Genomic DNA, 25,624 nt, shown 5'->3' on the forward strand with positions numbered 1-25,624 from the left:
GAAGGGCGGCTACGGCCGCGGGCCGCCGAGGCCTTCCATCAGGCCCTGGACCTCGACGCCGTTCGGGGTGCACAGGAAGACGTTCCGGTCGACGCGGTGCATGGAGGCGCCGAGGCCGAACACCACGCCGGTGGAGAAGTCGAGGACGCGTTTGGCGACGTCGCTCTCGGCCCCGGAGAGGTCCAGCAGGACGGGGGCGCCGGCCATCAGGGTCTCGGCGACCTCACGGGCGTCGGCGAACACGTTCACCCGGAGCACGACGAAGCGGCGGCGTGGTTCGGCGGCCTCCACCGGGAGGGCTCGGTGGTCCACCTGGGAGGGCCACGCGTCCCTGCCCCGCAGCGGGACGACCTCGGCCAGGCCTTCCCACTGTTCGTCGGTGACGTCGTGCCTGCGCCTGCTCATCACCGTCGGTCCCCCGCGTCATGTCCGGATGGTCGTTCCGGATCCATTGTGGCGCGCGCTCACCCGTTCGGCCGAACCGACGCGCGGAACGGACGGGACGGTTCTTGCGATCGCGCCCCGGCCACCGGCGGCGGCCGGACCCGGATACGGCCGTGCACCCCGGAGATTCGCTCCGGGGCGCACGGTCGGCGTGGCGTCGTGCCTGGTCAGCTCGGCGCGGGGCCGGTCGTCACGGTCTGCTCCCGTGCGGGGAGTCCGGGCGCGCCCGTTTGCTGATCCGCCGCAGTCCCGGTCTCGGCCTCGGTCTGCGGGGCCTGATGTCGCGTCACGCGGGGTCGGATTCCGACGGCGGCGGCGATCGCGCCGAGGACGCACAGGACGCCGGTGACGACCACCGCGGCGTGCAGGCCGTTGACGAAGGCCTGGCCCGCGCCTTCGACGACCGCGGCCCTCAGCCCTGCGGGCATCTCGGGTGAGACGGGCGCGATGCCCATGGTGACCGCGTCCTCCGCGTGCCGCAGGCCGTGCGCGACGGCCTGCGGCACGCCGGCGGAGGTGAGTTCGCCGAAGAGCGAGGAGCCGACCCTGCCGCCGATGACGGAGACGAGCACCGAGGTGCCCAGGGCGCCACCGATCTGCAGCATGGTGGACTGCAGGCCCGAGGCGACGCCGCCGTCCCTCACCGGTGCGTTGCCGATGATGGTGTCCGCGGTGGCGGGCAGCACGATCCCCACACCCAGCCCCATGGCGATGCAGGGGACCCACATGGTGGCGTAGGACGAGTCGACGGTCCAGGTCAGCATGGAGAACATCGCGACGGCCGACAGCAGCAGGCCGGTCGGCACCGCGACCCGCGCACCCGGCCGCCGGCTCAGCTGCGCCCCGAGCGGGGAGGCGACCAGGGAGGCCAGCGACATGGGCAGGGTGGCGACACCGGCCTCCACCGGCGTGTAGCCGCGGACGTTCTGCAGGTACAGCATGATGAAGAAGATGCCGCCGAGCATCACGAAGAAGTTCAGCACCGTCATCACCGCGCCGACGGTCAGCGAGCGGTCGCGGAACAGGCGCATCGGCAGCAGCGGGTGTTCCTGACGGGTCTCGTACCAGCCGAACAGCACCAGGACCGCCAGGCCCGCCGCGAGCAGGCCGAGGGTGCCGGCGGAGTCCCAGCCCCAGGTCTCGCCCTTGACGATGCCGTACACGAGGGCGAGCAGACCGGCGGCCAGCAGGACCACGCCCGCGACGTCGAACCGGTGCCCGCCGGTGGAGTTCTTCGACTCGGTCAGCACCCGCGCCGAGAAGAGCAACGCCACGACGCCGATGGGGGCGTTGAGGTGGAAGACCCACTGCCAGCCGACGTTCTCCACGAGCAGGCCACCGACGATCGGGCCGAGGGAGGTGGAGACGGCGGAGACCATGCCCCAGATGCCGACCGCGACGGGGAACCGGCGGGGTTCGAAGGCCGAGCGCAGGATGCCCAGGGTGTTGGGCATCAGGATGCCGCCGCACAGGCCCTGCAGGGCACGGAAGAGGATGACCGTCCCGATGCTGTCGGACAGGCCGATGGCCACCGAGGTGACGACGAAGCCGGCGATGCCGGCCAGGTAGTGGCGGCGTCGGCCGAAGCGGTCGCCGAGTTTGCCGCCGAGGATCATCGAGGCGGCGAGGGCCAGCAGGTAGGAGTTGGTCACCCACTGGAGTTCCGAGGTGCTGGCGCCGAGGTCGCGGCCGATGGCCGGGTTGGCGATGGCCACGACGGAGCCGTCGAGCTGCACCATCAGCAGACCGAACGACACCGCGATCAGGGCGAGCCAGGGGTTGCCCCGGTGCGGGGCGCGCGTGGCGGCCGCCGGGGAGGAGTCCACGGGAGTGGATGCCATGGGGGAATCGAGCCTTGTCTACGAGGGGACGCCACGGACACCGCCCGGGCGCGGCAGGCGGGCGGACGGACGGCTTGCTGCCGGTCCGGTCCGCCGAGCACGGCGCAGGCGCGCGGAGGACACGGCCGGGGCACGGCGCAGGCGTGGCGTGGCGAGGTGGAGTGGGAGGGGCGGGAGAACACGTGGGCGCCCAACGGGTGGGCGCCCCGCGCCCCCGAGCCGCTGCGGCACCGCGCCGCAGCGGGCGGGGCAGCAGCAAGGCGGGGCAGCGGGAGGCGGGCGGAAGGCTCAGCCGTCGTCGCGGACGGCGCGCTGCAGTGAGCCGAGGGCCGACAGCGCGGAGCCCAGCGCGTCGAGCTCCCCGTCGGTGAGCGTGAGCAGCGCCTCGGCGAGGACGCCGGTCTCCAGTTCCCGCACGTCGGCGATCCGGCGGCGCGAGGTCGCCGTGAGGTGGAGGTGGGCGATGCGCCGGTCGGCACCGTCCTGGCGGCGCTCCAGTTCGCCCTGCTCGGTGAGGAGGGACACCAGCGCGCTCACGTTGTTGGGCTTCATCCGCAGCGCCTCGGCGGCCTCACGGACCGTGGCGCCGTCATGGCCCTCCACGTACCGCAGGAGGGCGAGCTGCGCCTCGGGGGGCTTGGGCACGTGGTACGCGCGTGCCACCCGCCGGTCCATCGCCCGGTGCAGCGCGGGCAGGCACGCCGCGAGGCCGGAGGCCACTCGGTCGGTGCGTGCGCTGTGATCGGACATGCCGACGATAATAGGTATCGCGATATACCTATGTCAAAAGAGGTATGCAGGGTGGTGACGGTTCCACGGCGAAGCCCCCGGCCGGGGCGGACCGGGGGCTTCGGGATCGGGGGCGGCGCTGAGAGGTCAGCGGGCGCCGGGCTCGGCGGCGGTGCGGCGGACGGATTCCAGGACGACGTCGCGCAGGCTCCCCGTCTTCTCCCACACCTCCCACTGGACGCGGGCGCCGTTGCCCTCCTTGAAGAGGCGGTCGACCGTGCGGTGGGCGAGGTCGCGGTCGCCGGTGTCGCCCAGCGCCTCGTCCAGGTGCTCGAGCAGCGCGTCGACCACCTCGCGGGCGGGCGCGGGGCGGAAGGTGAGCGGGTGCAGGAGGTCGCCGTCCAGGCCGGAGCGGGAGGCCTGCCAGGCGGCCAGCTTCATCAGGCTCACGCTGGCCGGCGAGGCGGGTTCGGCCCCGGAGCGCCACTGCGTGGCGGCGGTCTCCACCAGGCCGCGGGCCAGCGCGGCGATCAGCACGGGCGTGTCCGCGTCCATGCACACGTCGGAGACGCGGATCTCGACGGTGGGGTACGCGTCGGAGAGCCGGGCATCGTAGTAGGCCATGTGCCGGTCCAGGATGGCACCGGTGGCGACCATCGCGTCGGTGCGCCGGTGGTACTCCTCGGGGGTGCCGAACGGCTCGGTCGGACCGGCCGAGGGCCAGCGCTCCCACACCTGGCGGCGGTAGCTGCGGTAGCCGGTCTCCTTGCCCTGCCAGAACGGCGAGTTGGCGCTCAGCGCGGTGAGCACGGGAAGCCAGTTGCGTATGCGGTCCAGGACCGCGACGCCCTCCTCGTCGGACTCCACCGAGACGTGCACGTGGCAGCCGCACACCATCTGCTCCTGGGTGGGCAGCCCGTACCGCTCGACCATCCACCGGTAGCGCTCGCTGGTGCTGACCTTGGGGCTCACCGGCAGTGGGGAGGTCGCCAGCGCGGTGACGGCCGCGCCCGTCCCGGCGGCGTGCCGGGCGGCATCGGCCCGCCAGCGGACGATCTCCTTCTGCAGCTCCGCCAGCGAGGACTGCGGATGCGTGGCGAACTCGAGCATCTGGCCGTGGAGCTCCTTCTCGAACACGTCGGAGTCCGCGGGGTCGCGCTCGGCACGGGCCAGCACGGCCGCGGACAGGGCGCGCGGGTCGCCCGTCTCCGGATCGACCAGGAGCAGTTCTTCTTCGACGCCGACGGTGCGCACGGGGGCCTTTCTCTCGAGCGGGTTTCCCTCGTGTTCCCGGGTGTTCCCGCGATCAGTCCTCACCGGTTCGCGACCGGTTCGCACCCTCGCCCGCCCGGTGCGCGCCGTCGCCGCGCGGGCCCGGCGTTTGGCGGCCGGGAGCAGGGCGACCCGTACACGGTGGCCCGACCAGGTCACCGGACGTGAAGGAGGAGGATCCGTGGACCATTCACGCGTGCCCGTGCTGGAGGCGCTGGAGGATTTCCGCCGACGAGGGGACGTGGTGTTCGGTCCGCCCGGGCACCGCCAGGGGCGCGGGGCGGACCCCCGGGTCAAGGAGATCCTCGGCGAGGGCGTCTTCTCCTCGGACGTGCTCGACATGAACGGGCTCGACGACCGGCGCCTGTCGCAGGGCGTGCTCAGCGAGGCGCAGGAGCTGATGGCCGACGCGGTCGGCGCGGACCAGGCGTTCTTCTCCACCTGCGGCAGCTCCCTGTCGGTGAAGACGGGCATGCTGGCGGTGGCCGGGCCCGGCGAGAAACTGCTGATCTCGCGGAACTCGCACAAGTCGGTGATCGCCGCGGTGATCATCAACGGGGTGGTGCCCGTCTGGGTGCACCCGAAGTTCGACGCGGAGCGGCACCTGGCCCACCCGCCGGAGCCGGACGACGTGCGGCGCACCCTCCAGGAGAACCCGGACGCCAAGGGCATGCTGCTGATCACGCCCACCAGCTGGGGTTCCTGCGCCGACATCCGCGGCGTGGCGCGGGTCTGCCACGAGTACGGCGTCCCGCTGATCGTCGACGAGGCCTGGGGCGCCCACCTGCCCTTCCACCCGGAGCTTCCGGCCTGGGGCATGGACGCCGAGGCCGACATGGTGATCACCAGCGTGCACAAGATGGGCGGGGCGATCGAGCAGAGCTCGGTGTTCCACCTGAAGGGCGACCGGATCTCCGCCGAGGTGCTCAAGCAGCGCGAGGACCTGCTGGGCACCACCAGTTCGTCCTCGCTGGTCTACGCGACGCTGGACGGCTGGCGGCGGCAGATGGTGGAGCAGGGTGAGGAGCTGCTGGGCACGGCGCTGGCCCGCGCGCGGCGCATCCGCGAGGCGGTGACCGCGACGGAAGGGCTGTCGGTGATGGGCGAGGAGATCGTCCGCGAGGGGCTGGCCTTCGAGCACGACCCGCTGAAGATGAGCATCGACGTCCGGGAGCTCGGCATCACCGGCATGCAGGCGGCCGAGTGGCTGCGCACCACCTGCCACGTGGACATCGGCTCGGCGGACACGGTGCGGATCTGCCCGCAGATCACCCACGGCGACGACGACCGTGCCGAGGCGCTGCTGGTGGACTCGCTGCGGCGGCTGGTCAAGGAGGCGGGCACGCTCGAGCGGCCGCCGCGGGTGAGTCTGCCGGCGCCGGGCGACCTGGAACTGGAGCAGGCGATGCGGCCGCGCGACGCCTTCTTCGGGAGCGTCGAGCACGTGCCCGCCGCCCGGGCCGTCGGGCGGGTGGCCGCCGAGACCATCACGCCGTACCCGCCGGGCGTGCCGGCCGTGGCCCCCGGCGAGGTGATCACGCAGGAGGTCGTGGACTACCTCACCAGCGGTGTGAAGGCGGGGATGCTGCTGCCGGACGCCGCCGACCAGAAACTGGAGACCTTCCGCGTGGTCGCCTGACCCGGAGCATCCGCCTCACCCGCGGCGTCCGCCGCGCCTCAGACGTCGGTGCGGACGATCACCTCGAGGGTGCGGGGCCCGTGCACGCCCTCGACCCGCTCGAGCTCGATGTCCGAGGTGGCCGACGGCCCGCTGATCAGGGTCGTCGGCCGCTCGGGCACCAGGCGGGCGACCGCCTCCGGCACGCCGGCCACCACCGAGGACAGGTCGACCACGCACACGTGGAGGTCGGGGACGAGGGACAGCGCGCGCCGGCCCTGGTCCGGGGACCCGTCGAGGAAGATCGTGCCGGTCTCCGCGCAGGTGACGGCGGAGGCGGTGACCACACCGTCGAGGTCGTCGAGCAGGGGCGCCGGGACGTCGGTGGAGTCCTGCCGGACCTCGCCGTCGAAGGCGGCGAGCCAGGCGGGGTCGAGTCCGCGGGGGACGCCGACGCGGCGCGCGCCGCGCTCCCGCAGGACCTCGGCGACCGTCTCGGCGGTGCGGTCCGCGGTACAGGTGCGGACCCCCGCCTTGTAGTCGACCAGGCGGTCGGTGAGCAGGTCCAGCCGCGCCTGGCCGGGCAGGGTGCGGCCGGTGCGGTAGGCGCGCTCGACGGTCACCTCGCCCGGCTCGGCCAGGGCGAGCGCGTCGCGGATCCGGCCGAGCACCGTCTCTCGTGCGGTCGGGGTCACCGTGTCTCCTCGTTGCCGTCTCGGTCGTCGGCGCGGTCGCCATCGCGGTCGCGGTCGTCGGCGTGGTCGCCGTCGTCGTTCCCGTCGCGCGGCGGCGTGACGTCACGCCGCGTGCCGTCGGTGCCGCGGACGTCGCCCCCGCCCTCCTCGCGGCCCTCCGTCCCGCCCTCGCGGTCGCGGCGGCCCTCCTCCGCGGCCGCGCGCAGGGTGGCGGCGCCCTCCTCGGAGGCCAGCCAGGACCGGAAGGTCTGCCGCGGCGGGACCGGGAGGTCGCGGCTGTCGGTCCAGCCGTCGAACGGCGGCGGCAGGTGGGAGACGACCCCGTCCCGGCCGGCGATCAGCCGCCCGGGGCCGCCCGCGGCCTTCTGGGCGGCGGTGTACAGCGCGGGCCGCTTCATCACGGCGGCGGCCGCCTTCATCGCCAGCTTCTCGGCGGTGGTCCCGGCCTGCTCGGTGTGCTGGTGGCGCAGCTCGACCAGCAGCGAGGGGATGTCGATCTTCACCGGGCAGGCGTCGAAACAGGCGCCGCACAGGCTGGAGGCGTAAGGCAGCGAGCTGTTGGGGTCGTTCTTCGCGACGTCCATGCCGGCCAGCTGCGGGGTCAGGACGGCGCCGATGGGGCCCGGGTAGGTGGAGCCGTAGGAGTGGCCGCCGGTCCGCTCGTACACCGGGCAGACGTTGAGGCAGGCGGAGCAGCGGATGCAGTTGAGGGCCTCGCGGCCGATCCGGTCGGCCAGCGCGGCGGTCCGCCCGTTGTCCAGCAGGACCAGGTGGAACTCCTCGGGACCGTCGCCGGGGGTGACGCCGGTCCACATCGAGGTGTACGGGTTCATCCGCTCGCCGGTCGAGGACCGGGGCAGCAACTGGAGGAAGACCTCCAGGTCCTGGTAGCGGGGCAGCACCTTCTCGATGCCCATCACGGTGATCAGCGTCCGCGGCAGCGTCAGGCACATGCGGCCGTTGCCCTCGGACTCGACGACCGAGAGGGTGCCGGTCTCGGCGATGCCGAAGTTGGCTCCGGAGACGGCGACGGGCACCGTCATGAACTTCTCGCGCAGGTAGGCGCGGGCGGCGGCGGCGAGATGCGCGGGCACCGCGTCCAGCCCGGGGTCGACGCCCGGGATGCCGGCGCGGAAGATGTCCCGGATCTCCTCACGGTTGCGGTGGATGGCGGGGACCAGGATGTGCGACGGCTTGTCGCCGGCGAGCTGCACGATCAGCTCGGCCAGGTCGGTCTCGTGGGCGGCGATGCCCCGGCTCTCCAGGTGCTCGTTGAGGCCGATCTCCTGGGTGGCCATCGACTTGACCTTGATGACCTCGTCGCTGCCGGTCGCCTCGACGAGGCGGGTGACGATCTCGTTGGCCTCGACGCCGTCGCGGGCCCAGTGGACGGTGCCGCCGCGCTCGGTGACCTTGCGTTCCAGTTGTTCCAGCAGCTCGGGCAGCCGGTTCATGGTGTCGGTCTTGATCGCCGCGCCGGCATCTCGCAGCTGCTCCCAGTCGGGGAGTTCGCCGGTGACCGCGAGCCGCTTGCCGCGGATGGTGTGGGTGGCCTTGGTGAGGTTGCGGCGCAGCTGGTCGTTGCCCAGCTCGTCGTGGGCGGCCCGGGGGAACGTGCGGTCGCCGCGCAGGTTGCCGGTGCCGTAGGGCGAGCGGGGCGGGACGGCGGGCAGGCCGAGGAAGGTGGAGCCGCCGGCCGGGCTGCTGTTCATCGGGCGGCCTCCGACTGCGGGAGCTGGTGGGGGGCGGTGCGCGTGGAGGCGAGGATCTGCGCCAGGTGCAGGGTGCGGGTGCCCGCCTTGATGCGGGACAGCCCGCCGCCGATGTGCATCAGGCAGGAGGAGTCCCCCGCGGTGCACACGTCGGCGGCGGTGGAGCAGACGTGGTCCAGCTTGTCGCGCAGCATGGCGGCGGAGGTCCCGGCGTTCTTCAGGGCGAAGGTGCCGCCGAAGCCGCAGCAGGCGTCCGCCTCCGGCAGCTCGACCAGGTCGATCGCCTCGACGGCCCGCAGCAGCTGGAGCGGCTTGTCGCCGACGCGCAGCATCCGCAGGGAGTGGCAGGTCGGGTGGTAGGTGACGCGGTGCGGGAAGTACGCGCCGACGTCGGTGACGCCCAGGACGTCCACCAGCAGCTCCGAGAGCTCGTACGTCTTCGCCTTCACCGCGGCGACTCCCGCGCGCAGAGCCGCGTCGCCGTAGCGCTCGGCGACGATCTCGTGCTGGTGGCGGACCGAGCCGGCGCAGGAGCCTGAGGGCATGACCACCGCGTCCAGGGAGGCGTCGCCGAACTGCTCGGCGAAGTTCCGCACCAGCGGGACCGGCTCGCGCTGGTACCCGGTGTTGACGTGCATCTGGCCGCAGCATGTCTGACCCGGCGGGAAGACCACCTCGTGGCCCAGCCGGGAGAGCAGCACGGCGGTCGACCTCACCGCGTCCGGGAAGAGCGTGTCTCCCAGACAGGTGGCGAAGAGCCCGATCCGCATGGAAACTCCCGTCGTATGGTCCGACCACAGTAGGCCAGGGGTTCTCTTGAAGCAAAGCGGTCCGACCTTATTGACATAGGACATTTTCGATGTCGTACTGATGCCCGCCATGGGTGGAACAGAGCCGGTGGCGTTTCGCGGTACCGAGGAGGAACAGCCCGTGTCCATCGCGCCACCCCACGCTCAACTGGCCGCCTACACACCCGACGTGACCGCCGTCGGGGACAGCCTGGCCGCCACCGCCCTGCTGGGCCTGTTGCCGCTGGCGACCTTCTTCGTGCTGCTGATGGCGGCCAAGCGGTCGGCCCTGGCGTCCGCGCTCGGCGCGCTGGCGACCGCCCTGCTGGTGGCCGTCCTGGGGTACGGGATGCCCGTGGGGCTGAGCGTCCTGTCGGCCGGGCAGGGCCTGGTCTTCGGCCTCTTCCCGGTGATGCTGATCGTCGTCGCCGCCATCTGGTTCTACCAACTGACCGTGGAGAGCGGCCGGTTCGACGACCTGCGCCGCTCCTTCAGCGCGGTGGGCCGCGGCGACCTGCGGATCCAGGCGATGCTGATCGCCTTCTGCTTCGGCGGTCTGCTGGAGGCCCTCGCCGGCTTCGGCGCGCCGGTCGCGATCACCGCCGCGATGCTGATGGCGATCGGTCTGCCGCCGCTGAAGGCGGCGGTGACCGTCCTGATCGCCAACACCGCCCCGGTGGCCTTCGGCGCCATGGCCATCCCGATCACCACGGCGGGCAACCTGACCGGGATACCCCCGGAGGAGATCGCCTCGGTGGTGGGCCGCCAGACACCGCTGCTGGCGCTGGTGGTGCCGACGCTGCTGCTCCTCCTGGTCGACGGCGTCCGCGGCGCCCGTCAGCTGTGGCCGATCTCCCTGGTCACGGGCGCCGTCTTCGCCGTGACGCAGTACTGGTGCTCCTCGCACTTCGCCTACGAGCTGACCGACGTGGTCTCCGCCCTGGCCGGCTTCGGCGCCGCCGTGCTGATGCTGCGGTTCTGGAAGCCCGCGACCCCCGATGACCAGCGCTCGCAGGTCGAGGCCGAGCCGCTCACCGCCCGCCGCGTCACCCTGGCCGTGCTGCCGTACCTGCTGGTCATCGCCGTCTTCGCGCTCGCCAAACTGCGCGTGGGGGCGCTCGACGTACCCGCCTGGCTCGGGACCTTCGCGCTCGAGATCGAATGGCCCGGCCTGTACGGCGAGCTCGTCGCGCCGGACGGGGCACCGGCGGGCAGCGCCCTCTACAAGCTGGACGTGCTCGGCAACCCCGGAACCCTGCTGATCCTCACCGGCCTGCTGGTGGTGCTGGTCTACAGCCGCGCCGCCGACCGGGACCGCTTCCCGATGACCGCGCGCACCGGCCTGGCGGCCGCCGTGAGCACCGTGCGGAACATGCGGGTCGCCATCGCCACGGTGGCCACCGTGCTGGCGCTCAGCTACGTGATGAACCAGTCCGGCCAGACGGTCGCCATCGGCACCTGGCTGGCGGCGGTCGGCACGATCTTCGCCCTGCTCTCGCCGATCCTGGGCTGGCTGGGCACCGCGGTGACCGGCTCCGACACCTCCGCCAACGCGCTGTTCGCCACGTTGCAGCAGACCGCGGGAAAGACGGCCGGCATCGACCCGACGCTGCTGGTGGCGGCGAACACCTCGGGCGGCGTGGTCGGCAAGCTGGTCAGCCCGCAGAACCTGACGATCGCGGCCACCGCGGTGGCCATGCCGGGCTCGGAGCGGATCCTGCTGCGCAAGGTCGCGGGATACAGCCTCGCCATGCTGGCCGTGCTGGGCGTCCTGGTGTACCTGCAGTCGCTTCCGGCGCTGGCCTGGATGCTGCCCTAGACCGGCCGACGCGGCGGACCGAGGACGCGCCCGCGCGACGGCCCGCCGCTCAGGCGTCGCCGCGTCCCCGGTCCTCGGGCTTCTCGTCGACGAGGGTGCCGTGGAAGCCGCGGATGTGCCGCTCCACCAGGTCGGCGGCGGCCCCGCCGTCGCCGGACCGCACCAGCCGCAGCAGGTCCGCGTGCTCGGCGGTGAGGGCGTCGGCCGTCGCGGACCAGTCCTCGGTCGACTCCAGCGCCCGCAGGATCAGCGGACGCACCGACTCCCGCACCGCGGAGGTGAGGGTGGAGGTCAGCCGGTTCCCCGACGCCCGGGCGAACAGGACGTGGAACCGGGTGTCCAGCTCGTTGTACTCGTCGACGCCGATCCCCGGTGCGCGCATCCGGGAGAGCACCTCCTCGGCCTCGGCGAGCTCCTCGGGCGAGGCGTTCCCGGCGGAGGCCTGGAAGCTGGAGCGCTCCAGCGTCACCCGGGCCTCCAGGACGTCCTCCAGGCTGTAGCTGCCCAGCGCGAAGTGCAGCCGCAGCAGCCGGCCCAGCGCGTCGTCCGGGTTGCGCACGATCCGCGCGCCGGCGTCCGGGCCCCGGCCCTGCTGGGCGACCAGCACGCCTATCGTCTCCAGCACCCGCAGGGCCTCACGCAGGGCGGAGCGGCTGACGCCCATCACCGGCGCCAGTTCCCGCTCGGGCGGCAGCCGGTCGCCGGCCTTGAGGTCGCCGGTGAACACCCGCTCCTCGATGCTCTGCAGCACCAGTTCGTGCGTACGGGCCTGCCGCACCGGCTGCCACTCGACCGACATGTAGCTGACTCCCTCTCGGACCGTCCCGCGGCCGGACCCCGTGGTGTCGCGGCCCGCCGGTCCCAATATGTCACAGAGACGAAATGGTAGGACCAAACCGCCGGTACCGAACAGCCGCTACTACCGAACAGCCGGTCACGAACAGCCGGGTGCGCGTGGGATCAGTGCTCGAACCGGTACCCCATGCCCGGCTCGGTGATGAAGTGCCGCGGGTGCGAGGGGTCCGGCTCGAGCTTGCGGCGCAGCTGGGCCATGTAGACGCGCAGATAGTTGGTCTCGCGGGTGTACGTCGGCCCCCACACCTCCTGGAGCAGCTGCTTCTGGCTCACCAGGCGCCCGGGGCTGCCGATGAGGATCTCCAGCAGGTGCCACTCGGTGGGGGTGAGCCGCACGTCCCGGCCGTCCCGGCTGACCTTCTTGGCGCGCAGGTCGACGGTGAAGTCGCCGGCCTCGACGACGCCCTCCTCCGGGGTGTCCTCCGCCCCGACCGGCTCGGCGCGCCGCACCGCGGCCCTCACCCGCGCCATCAGCTCGTCCATGCCGAACGGCTTGGTGACGTAGTCGTCGGCCCCGGCGTCCAGCGCCGACACCTTCTCGTCGCTGCTGTGCCGCGCGGACAGCACGATCACCGGGACCCGGGTCCAGCCGCGCAGGCCCCGCAGCACCTCGACGCCGTCCATGTCGGGCAGCCCCAGGTCGAGGAGCACGACGTCGGGGTGGCGTTCGGCGGCCAGCCGCAGCGCCTGCGCGCCGTCGGCGGCGACGTCCACCGCGTACTGGCGCGCCTTGAGGTTGATGACGAGCGCCCGCGCCATCTGCGGTTCGTCGTCGACCACCAGTACCCGGGTCGGCCCGGCCCTGCGGGCCGCCTCTCCCGTGCTGCGCGGCATCGCGGTCGCCTCTCTCCGTCTCGCTCCGGTCGCCCGGCCGGCGTTGCTCACCGGTTCTCCGGGAGACTACGCGTGCTCCCCGGCCGCCGCTCCCCCGGCCACCCTTGTGCGCGCGGCCGGAAGGGTGAGGACCATGGTCAGCCCGCCGCCGGGGGTGTCCTCGGCGGCGAGCGCCCCGCCCATCGCCTCGGCGAAGCCCCTGGCCACGGCGAGGCCGAGCCCGACCCCGACGCCGCGCGGGGCGTCCCCGAGCCGCTGGAACGGCGCGAACATCCGCTCCTTGGTCTCCTCGGGGACGCCCGGCCCGCGGTCCACCACCCGCAGCTCCACGCGGTCGCCGTGCGCGCTGGCCGACACCCGCACGGGGGCGGGGTCGGGGCTGTACTTGACGGCGTTCTCCACCACGTTGGCGACCACCCGCTCCAGCAGTCCCGGGTCGACGGCGACCATCGGCAGCGACTCGGGCACGTCCAGCACCACCCGGTCCACCTGCTCGTGCGGCACCCCGGCGAGCGCCTTGGGCACCACCTCGTCGAGGTCGATCTCGCGGATCAGCGGGGCGACGGTGCCGGTGTGCAGCCGGGACATGTCGAGCAGGTTGCCGACCAACTGGTGCAGCCGGTCGGCGCCGTCCTCGATGGCGGCGAGCAGCTCGGCCCGGTCCTCCTCGGACCACTCCACGTCCTCCGACCGCAGCGAGGAGACCGACGCCTTGATCCCGGCGAGCGGGGTGCGCAGGTCGTGGCTGACGGCGGCCAGCAGCGCGGTGCGGATCCGGTTGCCCTCGGCGAGTTCGCGGGCCTGTTCCGCCTCGCGCCGCAGCCGCTGGTGCTGCAGGGCGACGGCGGCCTGCGCGCCGAAGGCGGCGAGCACGCGGCGGTCCTCGGCGGGCAGCACCCGGCCGGACAGGGCCAGCGCCATCCGGTCCCCCACCGGCACCTCGACGTCGGCGTCCTCCGGACGGGCCGCGACCGGCCCCGGTCCGACGCTGCCGGCGCAGGTCCAGCGGGCGTCCGTCTCCTCGCGTTCCAGCAGGGCGGCCGACTGGAGGGAGAACGTCTCGCGGACCCGCTCCAGGAGTGCCTGGAGCCCGCTGCCGCCGCCCAGCAGGCTGCCCGCGAGGTAGGAGAGGATCTCCGCCTCGGCGCGCAGCCGGACCGCCTGCTGGGTACGGCGGGCGGCCAGGTCGACGGCGGAGGCGACGGCGACGGCGACCGACACGAAGACCGCGAGAGCGAGCACGTTGTGCGGCTCGGAGATGCTGAGGGTGCCCTCCGGCGGGGTGAAGAACCAGTTGAGCAGCAGCGTGCCGACCGCCGCGGACGCCAGCGCGGGCAGCAGTCCGCCCAGCAGCGCGGCGGCGACGGTCAGGGCGAGGAAGAGCAGCATCTCGTTGGCCAGCCCGATGGGGCCGGCCGCGCCGACGGCCAGCAGCAGCAGGGTGAGCAGGCCGGGGCCCACGACGCCGGTCACCCAGCCGGCCACCGTCCGGGACCGGCCGAGCCGGCTGCCGCGAGCCATCGGCAGGCCGCGGCCCTTGCCGGCCTCGGCGTGGGTGACCAGGTGGACGTCGATGTCGGGCCCGGAGTCGCGGGCGACGGTCGAGCTGACGCCGGGGCCCAGGACGTACTGCCAGGCCTTGCGCCGGGAGACGCCGAGGACGATCTGGGTGGCGTTCACCCCGCGGGCGAACTCCAGCAGGGCGCTGGGGACGTCCTCGCCGACGACGTGGTGGAAGGTGCCGCCCAGCTCCTCCACCAGGGTCCGCTGGAGGGTGAGCTCCCGGGGCGGGGCGGCCGGCAGGCCGTCGCGGCTGGCGATGTGCACGGCGAGCACCTCGCCGCCGGCGCCCTTCTCCGCGAGCCGGGCGGCCCGCCGGATCAGGGTGCGGCCCTCGGGTCCGCCGGTCAGCCCGACCACGATGCGCTCGCGGGAGCCCCACACGGCGGACACCCGGTGCTCGCTGCGGTAGCGGGTCAGGTACTCGTCGACGCGGTCGGCCACCCACAGCAGCGCCAGTTCGCGCAGGGCGGTGAGGTTGCCGAGGCGGAAGTAGTGCGAGACGCGGGCGTCGATCCGGTCCGGGGGATACACGTTGCCGTGGGCCAGACGGCGGCGCAGCGCGGGAGGCGACATGTCGACCAGCTCGATCTGGTCGGCGCGGCGCACCACCTCGTCGGGCACGGTGTCGCTCTCGCGCACGCCGGTGATCGACTCCACCAGGTCGCCCAGGGACTCCAGGTGCTGGATGTTGACGGTGGTGATCACCTCGATGCCCGCGTCGAGGAGCTCCGCCACGTCCTGCCACCGCTTCGCGCGCGGGCCGCCCGGGGCGTTGGTGTGCGCCAGGTCGTCGACCAGCGCGACGGCGGGGGCCCGGCGCAGCACGGCCGCGACGTCCACCTCGCCGTCCGGGCGGCGCGGCACCGTCTCCAGCCCTTCCAGCCGCTGCGCGGTGCGGGGGCGGTCCCGGTGTTCCACGACGGCGACCACGCAGTCCGTGCCGCGCTCCGCCCGGCGGTGCGCCTCGTCGAGCATGGCGCAGGTCTTGCCCACGCCGGGGGCGGCGCCCAGATAGATGCGGAGTCGTCCGCGGGCGGGGGTCATGCGGCTGGTCCCTCTGCTTCTCGCTCGACAGCGCGTCCCCTCCAGTGTGGAGGCTGCGGGCCGACGAGGGCGGGGAGGGGGGCGCGGGGGTGGATCACGGACGGGTGCCGCGCGGAATCCGAGGTCAGACCCGGCGGGCGACCGCCGCGTAGGTGGAGCTGATGTTGTCCCCCTGGCCCGGGACCGGCTCGCCCAGCTCGGGGCGCCACTGCTCGGCGAGCACCACGCCCGGCTCCACCAGTTCCAGGCCGTCGAAGAACCGCGCGAACTGCTCGCGGCCGCGCGGGCTGGCGTTGTACCCCCGGGCGCTGGCCGTGGCGGTCGCCCGGCGCACGTCCTCCTCGGAGTAGAAGTCGGTGGTGAAGTGGGAGAGCACCAGGTAGCTCCCCGGGGTCAGCGCCTCCTTGACGCGCTCGATCAGCCGGACGGCTCCGTCCTCGTCGCTCACGAAGTGGAGCAGGGCGATGAGCGAGATGGCGACCGGTCGGCCGAAGTCCAGCACCTTCGCGGCCTTCTCCAGGACGACGTCGATCTCGCGTGCGTCCGCGTGCAGGAACTCCACCGCGCCCTCGGGCGTGCCGCGCAGGAGCGCCTCGGCGTGGGCCAGGACGATCGGGTCGTTGTCGCAGTAGACCACCCGGGCGTCGGGGACCGTCTCCTGGGCGATCTGGTGCAGGTTGGGCTCGGTCGGTATGCCGGTGCCGATGTCCAGGTACTGCCGGATGCCCTGCTGGGCGAGCCAGCGGGTGGAGCGGTGCATGAAACCGCGGTTCATCTTCGCCATCAGCGGCAGGTTCGGCTCGATGGTGAGCATGTACCGGGCCAGTTCCTCGTCGACCGGGTAGTTGTCCTTGCCCCCGAGCATCCAGTCGTACATCCGGGCCGGGTGGGGCTTGCTGGTGTCGATCCTGGGGACGTCGGGCGTGCTGGAGGTGCTGGGCGTGCTGTCGGCTCCGGACATGGTGGACTCCCCGGGGTGGGCGGAACGGTGATGTGATCAATTGGCAGAGATTCTAGGCGTGTTGTGACACCGCCGCCGCAGGGTCGGCGATGTGGGGCGCCCGCTCCGGGCCCGGGGGCCGGACGTCCCCGCCGAAAACCGGAGGCGGCGGGCGCCCTCGGCGGGGCATCGTGGACCGTCGCCCCACCGTGCCCCACCGTCGCCCCGCCACCGTCGCGGTCGCCGCCCGCGACCGCCAGGAAGGACCCGCCATGAGCTCCGCCTCCTCCGACGCCCCCGATCTGATCCGGCTGCTCGCCGACACGACCCGTGCCCGGGTGTTCGCCGCCGTCACGCTCGGGGCGCGGACCGCCGCCGACGCCGCGGAGGCCGCCGGGGTGCGGCCGAAGGAGGCCGTGCAGGCCGTGCGGCGACTGGTGGACGGCGGGGCGCTGGTGCAGGAGGAGGCGGGGCTCGCCGTCGCGTACGCCCGGCTGCGCGGATCCGCACGCCGCCCGGCGGCCGCTGCCGTCGACCACGGCACGGGCGACGCGGCGACCGAGTCCCTGCTGGGCACCTTCGTGCGCGACGGGCGGCTGGTGCGCCTGCCGGCCCGCTGGGACCGCAAGCGGCAGGTCCTGCGCCACATCGCCGAGCGTTCCTTCGACGTCGACGTCGCCTACCCGGAACGCGCCGTGAACGAGCGCCTCGCCGCCTGGTGCGCCGAGGACGCCCCCGTCGACCATGTGACCCTCCGCCGCTACCTCGTCGACCTCGGCCACCTCGACCGTCACGACGGCGTCTACCGACGCCGCGCCGACGACGCCCCGGCCGCGCTGACGGGTTGACGGGTTGACGGGGTGACGGGGTGCCCGGCCCAGGCGCGCCCGGGCCCGGCGCGGTCCCGAGATCGACACGTGTACACGGCCTTCACCGCGGAGCCGAACCATATGCCCTGCTGAGGGCGTCAAGAAGCGTGACGGGGACGCCAGTCCGGCTCCCCGGAGGCGGACGGGCCGCAGGTTCATGGGGGAAGGGAAACGGATGTCGTTCGCGCAGGAGTGGGCCCAGCTCAAGGCCGACGCGCTGGCGCGCCAGGCGGAGGGCGGGATGCGCCTGAACCAACTGCCCGCGGACAGCGGCGGGGGGACCGGCGCGCCGGCCGGCGAGGACCTGGTGGCCAGGACCGACTCGATCAACGGCAACGCCAACCTGCTGGTGGAGATCGCCGGGCTGCTCTACGAGGGGCGGCCGGACGCGGAGCTGACGACCCTGGCCAGGGCGCCCAGGACGCACGAGGACGTGGCGCACCGGCTGGAGACCTTCGCGTGGTTCGCCGACGGGGAGTTCCTGGACACCATGGCGCTGTTCGCCGCGCTGTCGACCCGGTTGCGCACCGTCGGCGGGGACTTCGCGTCGATCGAGGACGACACCGCCCTCGGGTTCCTGGACGACGTCCTGGACGGCACCTACACGGCCTCGGAGAACCGATGAGCGACGGGCTGACCTACCGCAGGGACGTCGAGTTCCTGGAGAACTGCAACCCACCGCTGGTCGAGCGCAACGCGGACGAACTCCACCGGCTGCACGCCCTGTTGACGGCCGTCGCCCCTTCGGCGGAGCGGGCCGAGAAGCACACCGGGTGGCGCAGCGAGGGCAGCACGCAGTACACGGCCCGGCTGACGGAGGCCCGCAAGCTGGTGGACGAGCTCGCCGAGGGGTACCGCCATGCCGCGGACGCGCTGCGCCGGTACGGCGAGGCCCTGGCCACGGCGAAGGCGTACTACTCCGACGGGCTGGCCGACGAGCGGGCGCTGGCGTCCCTGATCGGCACCAAGGGCACGGCGATCACCCGTGAGGCGCAGGAGGCCGAGCCGATGCGGCAGTGGGAGGACATGCGGGCGACCACCGGCGTCATGGACTTCTTCGCCGAACTGACCATGGACGTCGACGACATCAGGGACGAGGCGAACCGGCTGCACGACGCCGCCGGCGGCAGCTTCGACCTGGCGCGGACGACCGAGGCGGACGCCCGGGCCCTGTGCGTGCACGGGCTCAGGCAGGCGTACGACCTGCTGCCCCGGTTCGACGTCCGCTCCTTCCCCGGCCTCTCCGCCGGACGGCCGGACCTGGCCGCGGCCATGCCCGCTCTTCGGCGAGAGGCGGCCGAGGCGAGCGGCGACCCGCTGACCCGGCTGCCGGGCAGCGGCCCCAAGCAGGACTTCTACCCCATGCCCGGCGACGACCCCTACCGCCCGGGGAAGGGCGACGAGTTGGTCTCCCCGGCGCTGAGGGACATCCGCCTGCAGCTCGCCGGCCTGCCGGGCGCGACGGACAGCTACTGGACGCCCCCGTCGAACGACGCGGAGAAGACGGAGTGGATCGCCGCCAACAAGGACATCATCAAGGCCGCGGCACACAACTCAGGTCTGCCGCCGGAGGTGGTGGCGGGCATCGCGTGGAAGGAGATCGCGGGGCAGCCGGGTGTGCTCGACGACGTGACCGACACCCTCCGCGAACAGGCCGACGCGCTCAGCCCCGTCATCCCGGAGAACCTCCCCGACCGGCTGGGCGGCGACCCGGACGAGACGTCCTTCGGGCCGATCGCCATCCAGATCCGGCGGGGCGCCGAGGTGCTCGGCTACGATCCCGAGAACCTCGGCGACCAGCAGCGGGAGATCGTCGAGGCCTCGCTCCAGGATCCGGGGCAGAACATCTTCATCGCGTCGGAGTACCTGGCCCAGCTGAAGGCCGAGAGCGGCTTCGCCGACGTGCCGCCGGAGGAGATGACGGCGGCGCAGAAGCAGGAGCTCGCGGCGCGCTACAACGGCGGCCCCTACTGGCAGTCCGAGAAGGCCCAGGAGTACGGGCGCCAGTTCACCGACCACCTCGACCAGGCAAGGAACGCGATCCGCTGATGGAGCCGAAGCACGACGCCCACGTCCACCACCCGGCCGACGACCGGCCCCACCACCCCGACGACGACCGGACGGCCCTGCGGGTGCTGTTCGCGGTGCCGGTGGGGCTGCTGACCCTCGTGTCCGGGTTCTTCCTCTGGCTGGCCCTGGTGACGCGGCCGGACGGGGCGTGGGACGAGGCGGCCTACGGAGGGATCGAACTGGGGTGCGTACTGGCCATCCTCTCGGCGGGGGCGGTCGGGGCCCTGTGGCTGGCGCCGTCGGTGCGGAGAGTCATGCGATGGCCTTGGCTGACGCCTGCCCTGTTGCTCGGGCTCGCGGCGGTGGTGCGCTGGGTGAGCAGCGGGGCGTGAGGCACGGCAGGCGCCGGAGGCGAGTTCCGGCCAACCGCCGTCCGGCGCGGTGGTGGAAGTCGTCGGCGTCTGCATAATCGCGTGGCATGACGATCACGCACGGAGGGCCACTGACGGAACTCGGCGCGGGGCTGTACGCCCTTCTGCCGGGGCGGCGCGGATGGGGCCTGGCCAACTGCGGGCTGCTGGTCGGCGAGGACTCCGCGCTGTGGATCGACAGCCCTTACGACCGGCGGCTGGCGGGTGAGTTCCTGGCTACGAGCCGTCAACTGCTGCCCGCGGGCGCGGACGTGGACCGGGTGGTCGTCACGCACGCCAACGGCGACCACCTGTGGGGCGCCTGCGTGCTGCCCGAGGCCCAGGTGATCGCCACCGACGCGGCCAGGGCGCACCTGTGTCTGGAGCCCACGCCGGATCAGCTGCACGCCCTGGCCGGGGCGGTGGACCCGGCGACACCGTGGGGCTCCTACGTCCGGCGGCACTTCGGGGTCTTCGACTGGTCGGCGACCGAACTGCCTTCGGTGACCGAGACGTTCACCGGGGAGCACGAGCTGACGGTGGGCCGGCACACCGTCCGCCTCGCCTCGCTGCCTCCCGGGCACACGGTCGGCGACCTGTTCGTCCATCTGCCGGAGCAGGGCGTGGTGTTCACCGGTGACGTGGTGTTCGGCAGCACGGCCGCTCAGCCCGGCGACCACCCGTCGCACTGGGCGGGCCCGCTGGGCAACCTGATCGCCTCCTGCGAACGGTTCCTGGCCACCGGGGCGCGGACCTTCGTGCCGGGCCACGGTCCGGTGCTGAGCGCGGCCGGGCTCAAGGTGCACATCGGCTATCTGGAGTACGTCGCCGAGCGGGCGCACGCCTTCCACGCCGCCGGCGTCCCCGCCGCCGAGGCCGCGCGCCGGGTGATAGCAGAGGGCAACTACCCCGAACTCGGGCTGCCCGAGCGGCTGGTGATCACCATCGGCAGCGAGTACCGCCACCTGGACGACGGCGACCACCCGGGGATGCTGCCCGTCATGCAGCAGGTGGCCCAGCTGGCCTGGGACCTGTCCGGCCGCTGAGCTCCGGCGGCGCGCCGCCGGAGCGGTCCGGAAAGCCGCGTTCAGACGGCGTCGAGGTCCCGGTCCCGGGTCTCCGGCAGGGCCAGGACGCAGACCAGCGACAGCAGTGCCATGGCGCTCATGAACCAGCCGCCGACCGCGGGGCTGTACGTCTCCGCCAGCGCGGTGACGACCAGCGGGGCCACCGCGCCGCCGAGAACGCCACCCAGGTTGTAGGAGAACCCGGCGCCGGAGTACCGCAGGCGGGTCGCGAAGAGTTCGGGCATGTACGCCCCGGCCGGGCCGTAGATGACCCCCATGCACAGCAGCGCGCCGCTGAGGGCCACGGCGATCAGCACGTAGTTCCCGGTGTCCAGCAGGGGGAAGACGAGCGCTCCCCAGACGACGCCGAACGCGGCGCCCGCGATGATCAGCTTCCGCCGGCCGACGCGGTCGGACCATCTCGCCACGGCGTAGGTGGAGACGCCCAGCACCACGACGGCGACCAGGGTGAGCGCCAGCATGTCGTTCTTGGGGATGCCCAGCGTGCCCGTGGTGTACGTCATGCAGTAGGTGGCGGCCGTGTAGAACATCACGTAGACGACCGTGATCATGCCGGCGCCCAGCAGCATCTCCCTGGGGTGCCTGCGGAACGCCTCGGCCAGCGGGACCTTCGCGGTGTCGTGCCGCTCCACGGCCTTGGCGAAGGCCGGGGTCTCGGCGATGCTGAGCCGGATCACCAGGCCGACGGCGACCAACACGAAGGACAGCAGGAACGGGATCCGCCATCCCCAGCTGTCGAACATCTCGTCCGGCATCACCACACCGAGCAGCAGGAAGGTGCAGGTCGCCGCGAAGTAACCCACCGGGGAGCCCAGTTGGGGAGCTGCCGCGTAGAGTCCGCGCTTCCTGCGGGGCGCGTGCTCGACGGCCAGCAGGGCCGCGCCGCCCCACTCGCCGCCCAGCCCCAGGCCCTGCACCAGGCGCAGCAGCACCAGCAGGACGGGGGCCCAGATGCCCAGGGTGTCGTAGCCGGGGAGCAGCCCGATGAGGCCGGTGGACAGGCCCATCATCAGCAGGGAGACCACCAGGACCGCCTTGCGGCCCACCCGGTCCCCGAAGTGGCCGAATATCGCGGCGCCGACGGGGCGGGCCGCGAAGCCGACGGCGAAGGTGGACAGCGTCGCCAGGGTCCCGGCCGTCTCCGACAGCTCGGGGAAGAACGCCTCGTTGAGGACGAGCGCGGCGGCCGTCCCGTAGATGTAGTAGTCGTAGAACTCGATCGCGGTGCCGATGAAGCTGGCGGTGGCGATCTTTCGCATGCCCTGGGGCGACTCGGAGGCGGAGACCGGGTCCGAGGAGGAGGGCGGGGCAGAGCTGTTCATGGGGCTGCTCCGGGGAAGGTGGCTGAAAGCCCGCGTGGTCCGGGCCGGAAGGTGAATGTAGGACCGCCCCCGCCGGCCCGTTCTCGTCCTCCGGGACAGTGATCGGGGCCTCGCGTTGTCCGCCCGGACGATGCCCCGCCGCCCGTTCCCCGTCCCCCGCCGCCGGACTCCGCGCGCCCTCCCGGCGGCGGCCCGGCAGAAGCGGCGTCGGCCCGTCAGAAGGGGCGTCGGCCCGTCAGAAGGCCGGGCCCGCGGCCTCCTCGGTGTGCGGAGGCAACCGGAGCTGGAGCATCGCCGCGAGCCGGTGCTCGGGGTCGTCGAGGTCGAGCCCCGCGACCGCGGCCGCCTTGCGTACCCGGTACCGCAGCGTGTTGGGATGCACGTTGAGGACCTCGGCGACCGGCCCCACGTCCCCGAATGCGTCCAGGTACAGCCGCAGCGAGCGGGCCAGTTCGGTGCCGTGCCCGGCGTCGTGGGCGACCAGTGCCGTCAGTCCGGGGTGCCTGACGCCGCCCCGCGCGGCCATCAGCTCCACGGCCTCGCGCACCAGCATCGACGAGACCAGACCGCTGTACGCGCCCACCCGCCACCGCGGGTCGTCCGCCATGATGCGCAGCCCCCGGTGCCCGCGGAGCTTGACCTCGGGGATCTCCTCCAGCCGCGCCGCGGTGCCCGCCACACATGCCTGGACCGGTGTCCGGGTGTGCTGCCGCAGCGCCGCCACCAGGTTCTCCGCCCACCGGAGCAGCACCGGCTCGGCGGCCGTCGCCGCCGCGTCCGCGGTGTCCTCCGCGACCGCGGACCCGGCCGGCTCCGGCAGCATCGCGTAGATCTGGCCGCAGGCCTGGGCGACCAGGGCGTCGCGGCGGTGGGCGGCCGCGTGCACCGAGACGAGCACCGCCGCCTCGGCCAGCCGTGCGTCCCGCCAGGTGCCGTCCGCCCGGGCCGTGGTGTCGCGCAGGTCGAAGGCGACCACGGAGGCGCCGGAGGTGGCCGGGATGCCGAGGTGCTCGGCGAGCGCGGCCGCGTTGAACCGTCCGGTGAGCAGGCCGTGCGCCAGTTCCTCCCGCGAGCGCAGCCGGGCGCCGGGGTCGTCCCGGTAGTAGTGGTCGATCAGTTGCGTCCCGGCGACCCTGGCGGCGCCCCGCAGCGCGTCCTCGGTGTCCGGGGCGAGGGGGCGGTGGCCCTCCTGGACCCAGATCGTCCCGAGTGGCCGCGTCCCGGCGTTGATGCCGACGACCATCCGCCGCCGGATGTCCTTCTCCGGCACGGCGGCGACCTCGACCACCTCGTCGGACTTGCGGACGCGCTGGTACACGCCCCAGTCGCGGAGCATCGCCAGGTACGGCTCCGGGCAGGTACGGCCGAGGACGGAACGGCGCCGCAGTTCGTCGGCCTCCTCGCCCGGGCCCGCGTAGGCGATCACCCGGTGGGCGGTGTCCTCGACGCTGACCAGGCCGTGGGTGAGGGTGGCGAGGGTCTGCGCCAGCGCGTACAGGTCGCCCTGCCGTCCGGCGGCCCCGCGGATCAGCTCCCGCCGGGCCTCGGCCTCCACCGTGTCCCATCGCACCCCGGCGGGCACGCCCAGCACCGGCACCCCTGCCTCGGCGGACGCCTCCCGGACGGCCGGGGGCACGCCCTCGCCGCCGATCCGCACGGCGACGCAAGCCGCGCCCGCCGCCCCCGCCGCGACGGTCAGTTCCGCCGCCTCCTCGTCGCGGACACCGATCGCCAGCACCAGGACACCGGGCATGCCGACGAGGGTCTCGCCGGGCTCCGCGATGACCACGTCGCTGATGCCGTCGTCGGCGGAGTGCGTCAGGACGGCGCCCAGCGCCTCGGCGATGCGCTCCAGTGGTGTGCCCGGGACGTCGCCCTCCGGCAGGTCGTGCTGCATGGCCGACAGCGTAGGCAGGCCGCGGCCGCGCCGGAAGCGCGGGCCCGCGCACCGGGAGGCCGGCCCGCCGGCGCGGGGGCGGGAGCGGGGCACCGCCCCTTCCCCGCGGCCGCCGCCCCTGTCCGCGGCGGGGCCTACCGCCCGCCGGCCACCCGCAGCACCGCGCCGGTCGTGTACGACGCGTCGTCCGACATCAGCCAGGCCACCGCCCCGGCGATCTCCTCCGGCTGGCCGGATCGGCCCATCGGGGTGGTCTCGCCCATCCACGCGGGGCGTTGCGGGTCGGCGTGGAACTCGGTCCACACGGTGCCCGGGGCGACGCAGTTGACCCGGATGCCGTCGGCGGCGACCTCCTTGGCCAGCCCCACCGTCATCGTGTCCACGGCCGCCTTGGCCGCCGCGTAGTGGACGTACTCGCCGGGGCTTCCGAGGGTCGCCGCGGCGGAGGAGATGTTGACGATCGCGCCGCCCGACGCGGCCGTCATCTCCCGGACGGCACGCCGGGCGCAGAGCAGGTAGCCGAGGACGTTGACGCCCAGCGCGTCGCGCATGCCCTCCGGGTCGGCGTCGGCGAGCCGGCCCAGCGGGCCGCTGACGCCCGCGTTGTTCACCAGGCCGGTGACCGCGCCGAGCCGCTGTGCCGCGGCGTCGAAGAGCCGGTCCACCGAGGCCGCGTCCGAGGTGTCGACGGCGACCGGGAGGGCCCGGACGCCGAGTGCGGAGACGTCGGCCGCCACGCGTGCGGCGGCGTCCGCGTCGGAGCGGTAGCCGATCACCAGGTCGTGGCCCTCGGCGGCGAGGCGACGGCAGACCGCCGCGCCGATGCCGCGACTGCCTCCGGTGACGACGGTGATCAGAGGTGCGGATGCTGTCGTGCCTGTCGTGCCTGTCATGCGCGCCATGGTCGCAGGCCGGAGGGCCCGCCCGGAGCGCGGGCCCCGTCCGGGCGCCGTTGTCACGGGCCGCGTGGACCGCCCGGCACCGGGCGCCGACGCGAGCCGATCATGGTGTGCGCGAACGCGCCCCGCGGCCGCCCTCCAGGCCCTAGCCTGACAGCCAGTCACCGAGGAAAGGACTCACGGATGCAGGTCACGATGGTGGGAACCGCCTACGCCGCGAAGGATCCGGCGGCCGCCGCCGCCTGGTTCGCCGAGCACTTCGGGTTCACGGTGAACATCGACCTCGGCTGGTACGTGAACACCCAGCACCCGCGGCACCCTCAGTACAGCCTGGACTTCGTCCGCGCGGACCACGAGTCGTGGCCGAAGGCGACCCGCGGCAGGGAGGTCGTCGGCGCGCTGCTGGCGTTCCTGGTGGAGGACGTGGACGCGGAGCACCGGCGGCTGGCCTCCGCCGGGCTCGAGGTGGTGATGGACCTGGTGACCGAGCCGTGGGGGCAGCGGCGGTTCCAGGTGGCCGGGCCGGACGGGCTGCTGGTCGAGGTGCTGCAGCCGGTCGCCCCCGACCCGGAGTGGCTCAAGGCCAACGGCCTCGGCTGAGCGGGCCGCCCCGGTACGCGGACGGGGCGTAGGCAGGGCGTACCCCGCCGGGTACATTCTCCGACGGCGCGGTCCCCTGCCCGCCCCACCGACCACAGAACGGGATCCCATGTTCGGACTGAGCGAGCTCGCCCTCCTCCTGCTCGTCGTCGCGGCCGTCCTCGCGGCGAAGCGGCTGCCCGACGTGGTGCGTTCGGCGGGCAAGTCGGCCCGCATCCTCAAGGCGGAGTCGCGCGCCCTGAAAAACGCGCCCGCCCCCGGTGAGCCGAAGATCGTCCAGGGCGAGGTCGTCTCCCGCGACACCGCGGCCCCGGGCAGCCCGACCGCCGGAGCCTGACCGTTCCGGACGACTGACCGGGCCCGCCCCGGCGGGCC

The 25,624-nt window shown here is 73.5% G+C and carries 23 protein-coding genes; 9 read left to right on the forward strand and 14 right to left on the reverse strand.

Annotated elements, in window-relative coordinates; genetic code table 11:
• Nucleotides 1–9 precede the first annotated feature (9 nt).
• From ACFRAV_RS10735 to ACFRAV_RS10750, 4 genes are all read right to left on the reverse strand, one after another.
• Nucleotides 10–405: a cell division protein SepF gene (locus ACFRAV_RS10735; RefSeq protein ID WP_351113318.1), complete on the reverse strand. Its 396-nt coding sequence runs from the start codon at nt 403–405 to the stop codon at nt 10–12.
• Between the two features lie 206 nt (nt 406–611).
• On the reverse strand, nt 612–2,285 hold the full coding sequence (locus ACFRAV_RS10740) for an MFS transporter (RefSeq protein ID WP_382553614.1): 1,674 nt from the start codon (nt 2,283–2,285) through the stop codon (nt 612–614).
• 288 nt (nt 2,286–2,573) lie between these two features.
• The gene (locus ACFRAV_RS10745) at nt 2,574–3,035 is read right to left on the reverse strand and encodes a MarR family winged helix-turn-helix transcriptional regulator (protein WP_382553617.1); all 462 of its coding nucleotides are present in this window, start codon (nt 3,033–3,035) and stop codon (nt 2,574–2,576) included.
• A gap of 126 nt (nt 3,036–3,161) precedes the next feature.
• Nucleotides 3,162–4,268: a glutamate--cysteine ligase gene (locus ACFRAV_RS10750; protein ID WP_382553618.1), complete on the reverse strand. Its 1,107-nt coding sequence runs from the start codon at nt 4,266–4,268 to the stop codon at nt 3,162–3,164.
• Between the two features lie 199 nt (nt 4,269–4,467).
• Here ACFRAV_RS10750 and ACFRAV_RS10755 point away from each other — a divergent pair, with 199 nt between their 5' ends.
• Nucleotides 4,468–5,925 carry an aminotransferase class I/II-fold pyridoxal phosphate-dependent enzyme gene (locus tag ACFRAV_RS10755; RefSeq protein ID WP_382553619.1) on the forward strand — a complete coding sequence of 486 codons (1,458 nt, stop codon included), beginning with the start codon at nt 4,468–4,470 and terminating at the stop codon, nt 5,923–5,925.
• A gap of 38 nt (nt 5,926–5,963) precedes the next feature.
• On the opposite strand, the gene ACFRAV_RS10760 is transcribed toward ACFRAV_RS10755, so the two are convergent.
• The 3 genes from ACFRAV_RS10760 to ACFRAV_RS10770 are packed head-to-tail and all read right to left on the reverse strand — an operon-like array spanning nt 5,964 to nt 9,081.
• Nucleotides 5,964–6,599 (reverse strand): lactate utilization protein C, encoded by a 636-nt coding sequence (locus ACFRAV_RS10760; RefSeq protein WP_382553622.1) that lies wholly within the window; start codon nt 6,597–6,599, stop codon nt 5,964–5,966.
• Complete coding sequence (locus tag ACFRAV_RS10765; protein WP_382553623.1) at nt 6,596–8,311, reverse strand: lactate utilization protein B; 1,716 nt, start codon at nt 8,309–8,311, stop codon at nt 6,596–6,598. The genes ACFRAV_RS10760 and ACFRAV_RS10765 overlap by 4 nt, the downstream gene beginning before the upstream one ends.
• The gene (locus ACFRAV_RS10770) at nt 8,308–9,081 is read right to left on the reverse strand and encodes a (Fe-S)-binding protein (RefSeq protein ID WP_382553626.1); all 774 of its coding nucleotides are present in this window, start codon (nt 9,079–9,081) and stop codon (nt 8,308–8,310) included. The genes ACFRAV_RS10765 and ACFRAV_RS10770 overlap by 4 nt, the downstream gene beginning before the upstream one ends.
• A gap of 160 nt (nt 9,082–9,241) precedes the next feature.
• Between ACFRAV_RS10770 and ACFRAV_RS10775 the strand changes: the two genes are divergently transcribed.
• Nucleotides 9,242–10,918 carry an L-lactate permease gene (locus tag ACFRAV_RS10775; protein ID WP_382553629.1) on the forward strand — a complete coding sequence of 559 codons (1,677 nt, stop codon included), beginning with the start codon at nt 9,242–9,244 and terminating at the stop codon, nt 10,916–10,918.
• A 49-nt stretch (nt 10,919–10,967) separates the two neighbouring features.
• Here ACFRAV_RS10775 and ACFRAV_RS10780 read toward each other — a convergent pair whose 3' ends face one another.
• From ACFRAV_RS10780 to ACFRAV_RS10795, 4 genes are all read right to left on the reverse strand, one after another.
• Nucleotides 10,968–11,717: a FadR/GntR family transcriptional regulator gene (locus ACFRAV_RS10780; RefSeq protein WP_382553631.1), complete on the reverse strand. Its 750-nt coding sequence runs from the start codon at nt 11,715–11,717 to the stop codon at nt 10,968–10,970.
• A 161-nt stretch (nt 11,718–11,878) separates the two neighbouring features.
• Nucleotides 11,879–12,607, reverse strand: a complete 729-nt coding sequence (locus tag ACFRAV_RS10785) for a response regulator (protein ID WP_382553633.1) — start codon at nt 12,605–12,607, stop codon at nt 11,879–11,881.
• 66 nt (nt 12,608–12,673) lie between these two features.
• Nucleotides 12,674–15,214 (reverse strand): ATP-binding protein, encoded by a 2,541-nt coding sequence (locus ACFRAV_RS10790; protein ID WP_382553636.1) that lies wholly within the window; start codon nt 15,212–15,214, stop codon nt 12,674–12,676.
• 124 nt (nt 15,215–15,338) lie between these two features.
• Nucleotides 15,339–16,175: an SAM-dependent methyltransferase gene (locus ACFRAV_RS10795; RefSeq protein WP_382553637.1), complete on the reverse strand. Its 837-nt coding sequence runs from the start codon at nt 16,173–16,175 to the stop codon at nt 15,339–15,341.
• A 251-nt stretch (nt 16,176–16,426) separates the two neighbouring features.
• Here ACFRAV_RS10795 and ACFRAV_RS10800 point away from each other — a divergent pair, with 251 nt between their 5' ends.
• From ACFRAV_RS10800 to ACFRAV_RS10820, 5 genes are all read left to right on the forward strand, one after another.
• Nucleotides 16,427–17,002, forward strand: a complete 576-nt coding sequence (locus ACFRAV_RS10800) for a DUF2087 domain-containing protein (RefSeq protein WP_382553638.1) — start codon at nt 16,427–16,429, stop codon at nt 17,000–17,002.
• Nucleotides 17,003–17,198: 196 nt separating this feature from the next.
• Nucleotides 17,199–17,648: a hypothetical protein gene (locus ACFRAV_RS10805; RefSeq protein WP_382553640.1), complete on the forward strand. Its 450-nt coding sequence runs from the start codon at nt 17,199–17,201 to the stop codon at nt 17,646–17,648.
• Nucleotides 17,645–19,072 carry a hypothetical protein gene (locus ACFRAV_RS10810; protein WP_382553642.1) on the forward strand — a complete coding sequence of 476 codons (1,428 nt, stop codon included), beginning with the start codon at nt 17,645–17,647 and terminating at the stop codon, nt 19,070–19,072. The genes ACFRAV_RS10805 and ACFRAV_RS10810 overlap by 4 nt, the downstream gene beginning before the upstream one ends.
• A complete protein-coding gene (locus ACFRAV_RS10815; RefSeq protein ID WP_382553645.1) occupies nt 19,072–19,425 on the forward strand; it encodes a hypothetical protein in 354 nt (117 codons plus the stop codon). Before ACFRAV_RS10810 ends, ACFRAV_RS10815 begins: the two co-directional genes overlap by 1 nt.
• An 86-nt stretch (nt 19,426–19,511) precedes the next feature.
• Nucleotides 19,512–20,489: an MBL fold metallo-hydrolase gene (locus ACFRAV_RS10820; RefSeq protein ID WP_382553647.1), complete on the forward strand. Its 978-nt coding sequence runs from the start codon at nt 19,512–19,514 to the stop codon at nt 20,487–20,489.
• A gap of 41 nt (nt 20,490–20,530) precedes the next feature.
• Here the strand turns inward: ACFRAV_RS10820 and ACFRAV_RS10825 are convergent, their stop codons facing one another.
• The 3 genes from ACFRAV_RS10825 to ACFRAV_RS10835 form a co-directional block, all read right to left on the reverse strand.
• Nucleotides 20,531–21,853, reverse strand: a complete 1,323-nt coding sequence (locus ACFRAV_RS10825) for an MFS transporter (RefSeq protein WP_382553650.1) — start codon at nt 21,851–21,853, stop codon at nt 20,531–20,533.
• A gap of 235 nt (nt 21,854–22,088) precedes the next feature.
• Nucleotides 22,089–23,750: a PucR family transcriptional regulator gene (locus ACFRAV_RS10830; protein ID WP_382553651.1), complete on the reverse strand. Its 1,662-nt coding sequence runs from the start codon at nt 23,748–23,750 to the stop codon at nt 22,089–22,091.
• A gap of 134 nt (nt 23,751–23,884) precedes the next feature.
• Nucleotides 23,885–24,643, reverse strand: coding sequence for an SDR family NAD(P)-dependent oxidoreductase (locus tag ACFRAV_RS10835; protein ID WP_382553654.1), 759 nt, complete (start codon nt 24,641–24,643; stop codon nt 23,885–23,887).
• Nucleotides 24,644–24,832: 189 nt separating this feature from the next.
• Here ACFRAV_RS10835 and ACFRAV_RS10840 point away from each other — a divergent pair, with 189 nt between their 5' ends.
• Nucleotides 24,833–25,249, forward strand: coding sequence for a VOC family protein (locus ACFRAV_RS10840; protein WP_382553657.1), 417 nt, complete (start codon nt 24,833–24,835; stop codon nt 25,247–25,249).
• 109 nt (nt 25,250–25,358) lie between these two features.
• Nucleotides 25,359–25,586, forward strand: a complete 228-nt coding sequence (locus ACFRAV_RS10845) for a twin-arginine translocase TatA/TatE family subunit (protein WP_382553659.1) — start codon at nt 25,359–25,361, stop codon at nt 25,584–25,586.
• The last annotated feature ends 38 nt before the right edge of the window (nt 25,587–25,624 follow it).

Origin of the sequence: Streptomyces sp. NPDC056600 (assembly GCF_042792855.1) — a bacterium.
Lineage (GTDB): Bacteria > Actinomycetota > Actinomycetes > Streptomycetales > Streptomycetaceae > Streptomyces.

What these genes read in the sequence shown, in the direction of transcription:
- ACFRAV_RS10735 (WP_351113318.1), bottom strand. Translation starts at nt 405, where the DNA reads ATGAGCAGGCGCAGGCACGACGTCACCGACGAACAGTGGGAAGGCCTG.
- ACFRAV_RS10740 (WP_382553614.1), bottom strand. Translation starts at nt 2,285, where the DNA reads ATGGCATCCACTCCCGTGGACTCCTCCCCGGCGGCCGCCACGCGCGCC.
- ACFRAV_RS10745 (WP_382553617.1), bottom strand. Translation starts at nt 3,035, where the DNA reads ATGTCCGATCACAGCGCACGCACCGACCGAGTGGCCTCCGGCCTCGCG.
- ACFRAV_RS10765 (WP_382553623.1), bottom strand. Translation starts at nt 8,311, where the DNA reads ATGAACAGCAGCCCGGCCGGCGGCTCCACCTTCCTCGGCCTGCCCGCC.
- ACFRAV_RS10770 (WP_382553626.1), bottom strand. Translation starts at nt 9,081, where the DNA reads ATGCGGATCGGGCTCTTCGCCACCTGTCTGGGAGACACGCTCTTCCCG.
- ACFRAV_RS10780 (WP_382553631.1), bottom strand. Translation starts at nt 11,717, where the DNA reads ATGTCGGTCGAGTGGCAGCCGGTGCGGCAGGCCCGTACGCACGAACTG.
- ACFRAV_RS10785 (WP_382553633.1), bottom strand. Translation starts at nt 12,607, where the DNA reads ATGCCGCGCAGCACGGGAGAGGCGGCCCGCAGGGCCGGGCCGACCCGG.
- ACFRAV_RS10790 (WP_382553636.1), bottom strand. Translation starts at nt 15,214, where the DNA reads ATGACCCCCGCCCGCGGACGACTCCGCATCTATCTGGGCGCCGCCCCC.
- ACFRAV_RS10795 (WP_382553637.1), bottom strand. Translation starts at nt 16,175, where the DNA reads ATGTCCGGAGCCGACAGCACGCCCAGCACCTCCAGCACGCCCGACGTC.
- ACFRAV_RS10800 (WP_382553638.1), top strand. Translation starts at nt 16,427, where the DNA reads ATGAGCTCCGCCTCCTCCGACGCCCCCGATCTGATCCGGCTGCTCGCC.
- ACFRAV_RS10805 (WP_382553640.1), top strand. Translation starts at nt 17,199, where the DNA reads ATGTCGTTCGCGCAGGAGTGGGCCCAGCTCAAGGCCGACGCGCTGGCG.
- ACFRAV_RS10810 (WP_382553642.1), top strand. Translation starts at nt 17,645, where the DNA reads ATGAGCGACGGGCTGACCTACCGCAGGGACGTCGAGTTCCTGGAGAAC.
- ACFRAV_RS10815 (WP_382553645.1), top strand. Translation starts at nt 19,072, where the DNA reads ATGGAGCCGAAGCACGACGCCCACGTCCACCACCCGGCCGACGACCGG.
- ACFRAV_RS10820 (WP_382553647.1), top strand. Translation starts at nt 19,512, where the DNA reads ATGACGATCACGCACGGAGGGCCACTGACGGAACTCGGCGCGGGGCTG.
- ACFRAV_RS10825 (WP_382553650.1), bottom strand. Translation starts at nt 21,853, where the DNA reads ATGAACAGCTCTGCCCCGCCCTCCTCCTCGGACCCGGTCTCCGCCTCC.
- ACFRAV_RS10830 (WP_382553651.1), bottom strand. Translation starts at nt 23,750, where the DNA reads ATGCAGCACGACCTGCCGGAGGGCGACGTCCCGGGCACACCACTGGAG.
- ACFRAV_RS10835 (WP_382553654.1), bottom strand. Translation starts at nt 24,643, where the DNA reads ATGACAGGCACGACAGGCACGACAGCATCCGCACCTCTGATCACCGTC.
- ACFRAV_RS10840 (WP_382553657.1), top strand. Translation starts at nt 24,833, where the DNA reads ATGCAGGTCACGATGGTGGGAACCGCCTACGCCGCGAAGGATCCGGCG.
- ACFRAV_RS10845 (WP_382553659.1), top strand. Translation starts at nt 25,359, where the DNA reads ATGTTCGGACTGAGCGAGCTCGCCCTCCTCCTGCTCGTCGTCGCGGCC.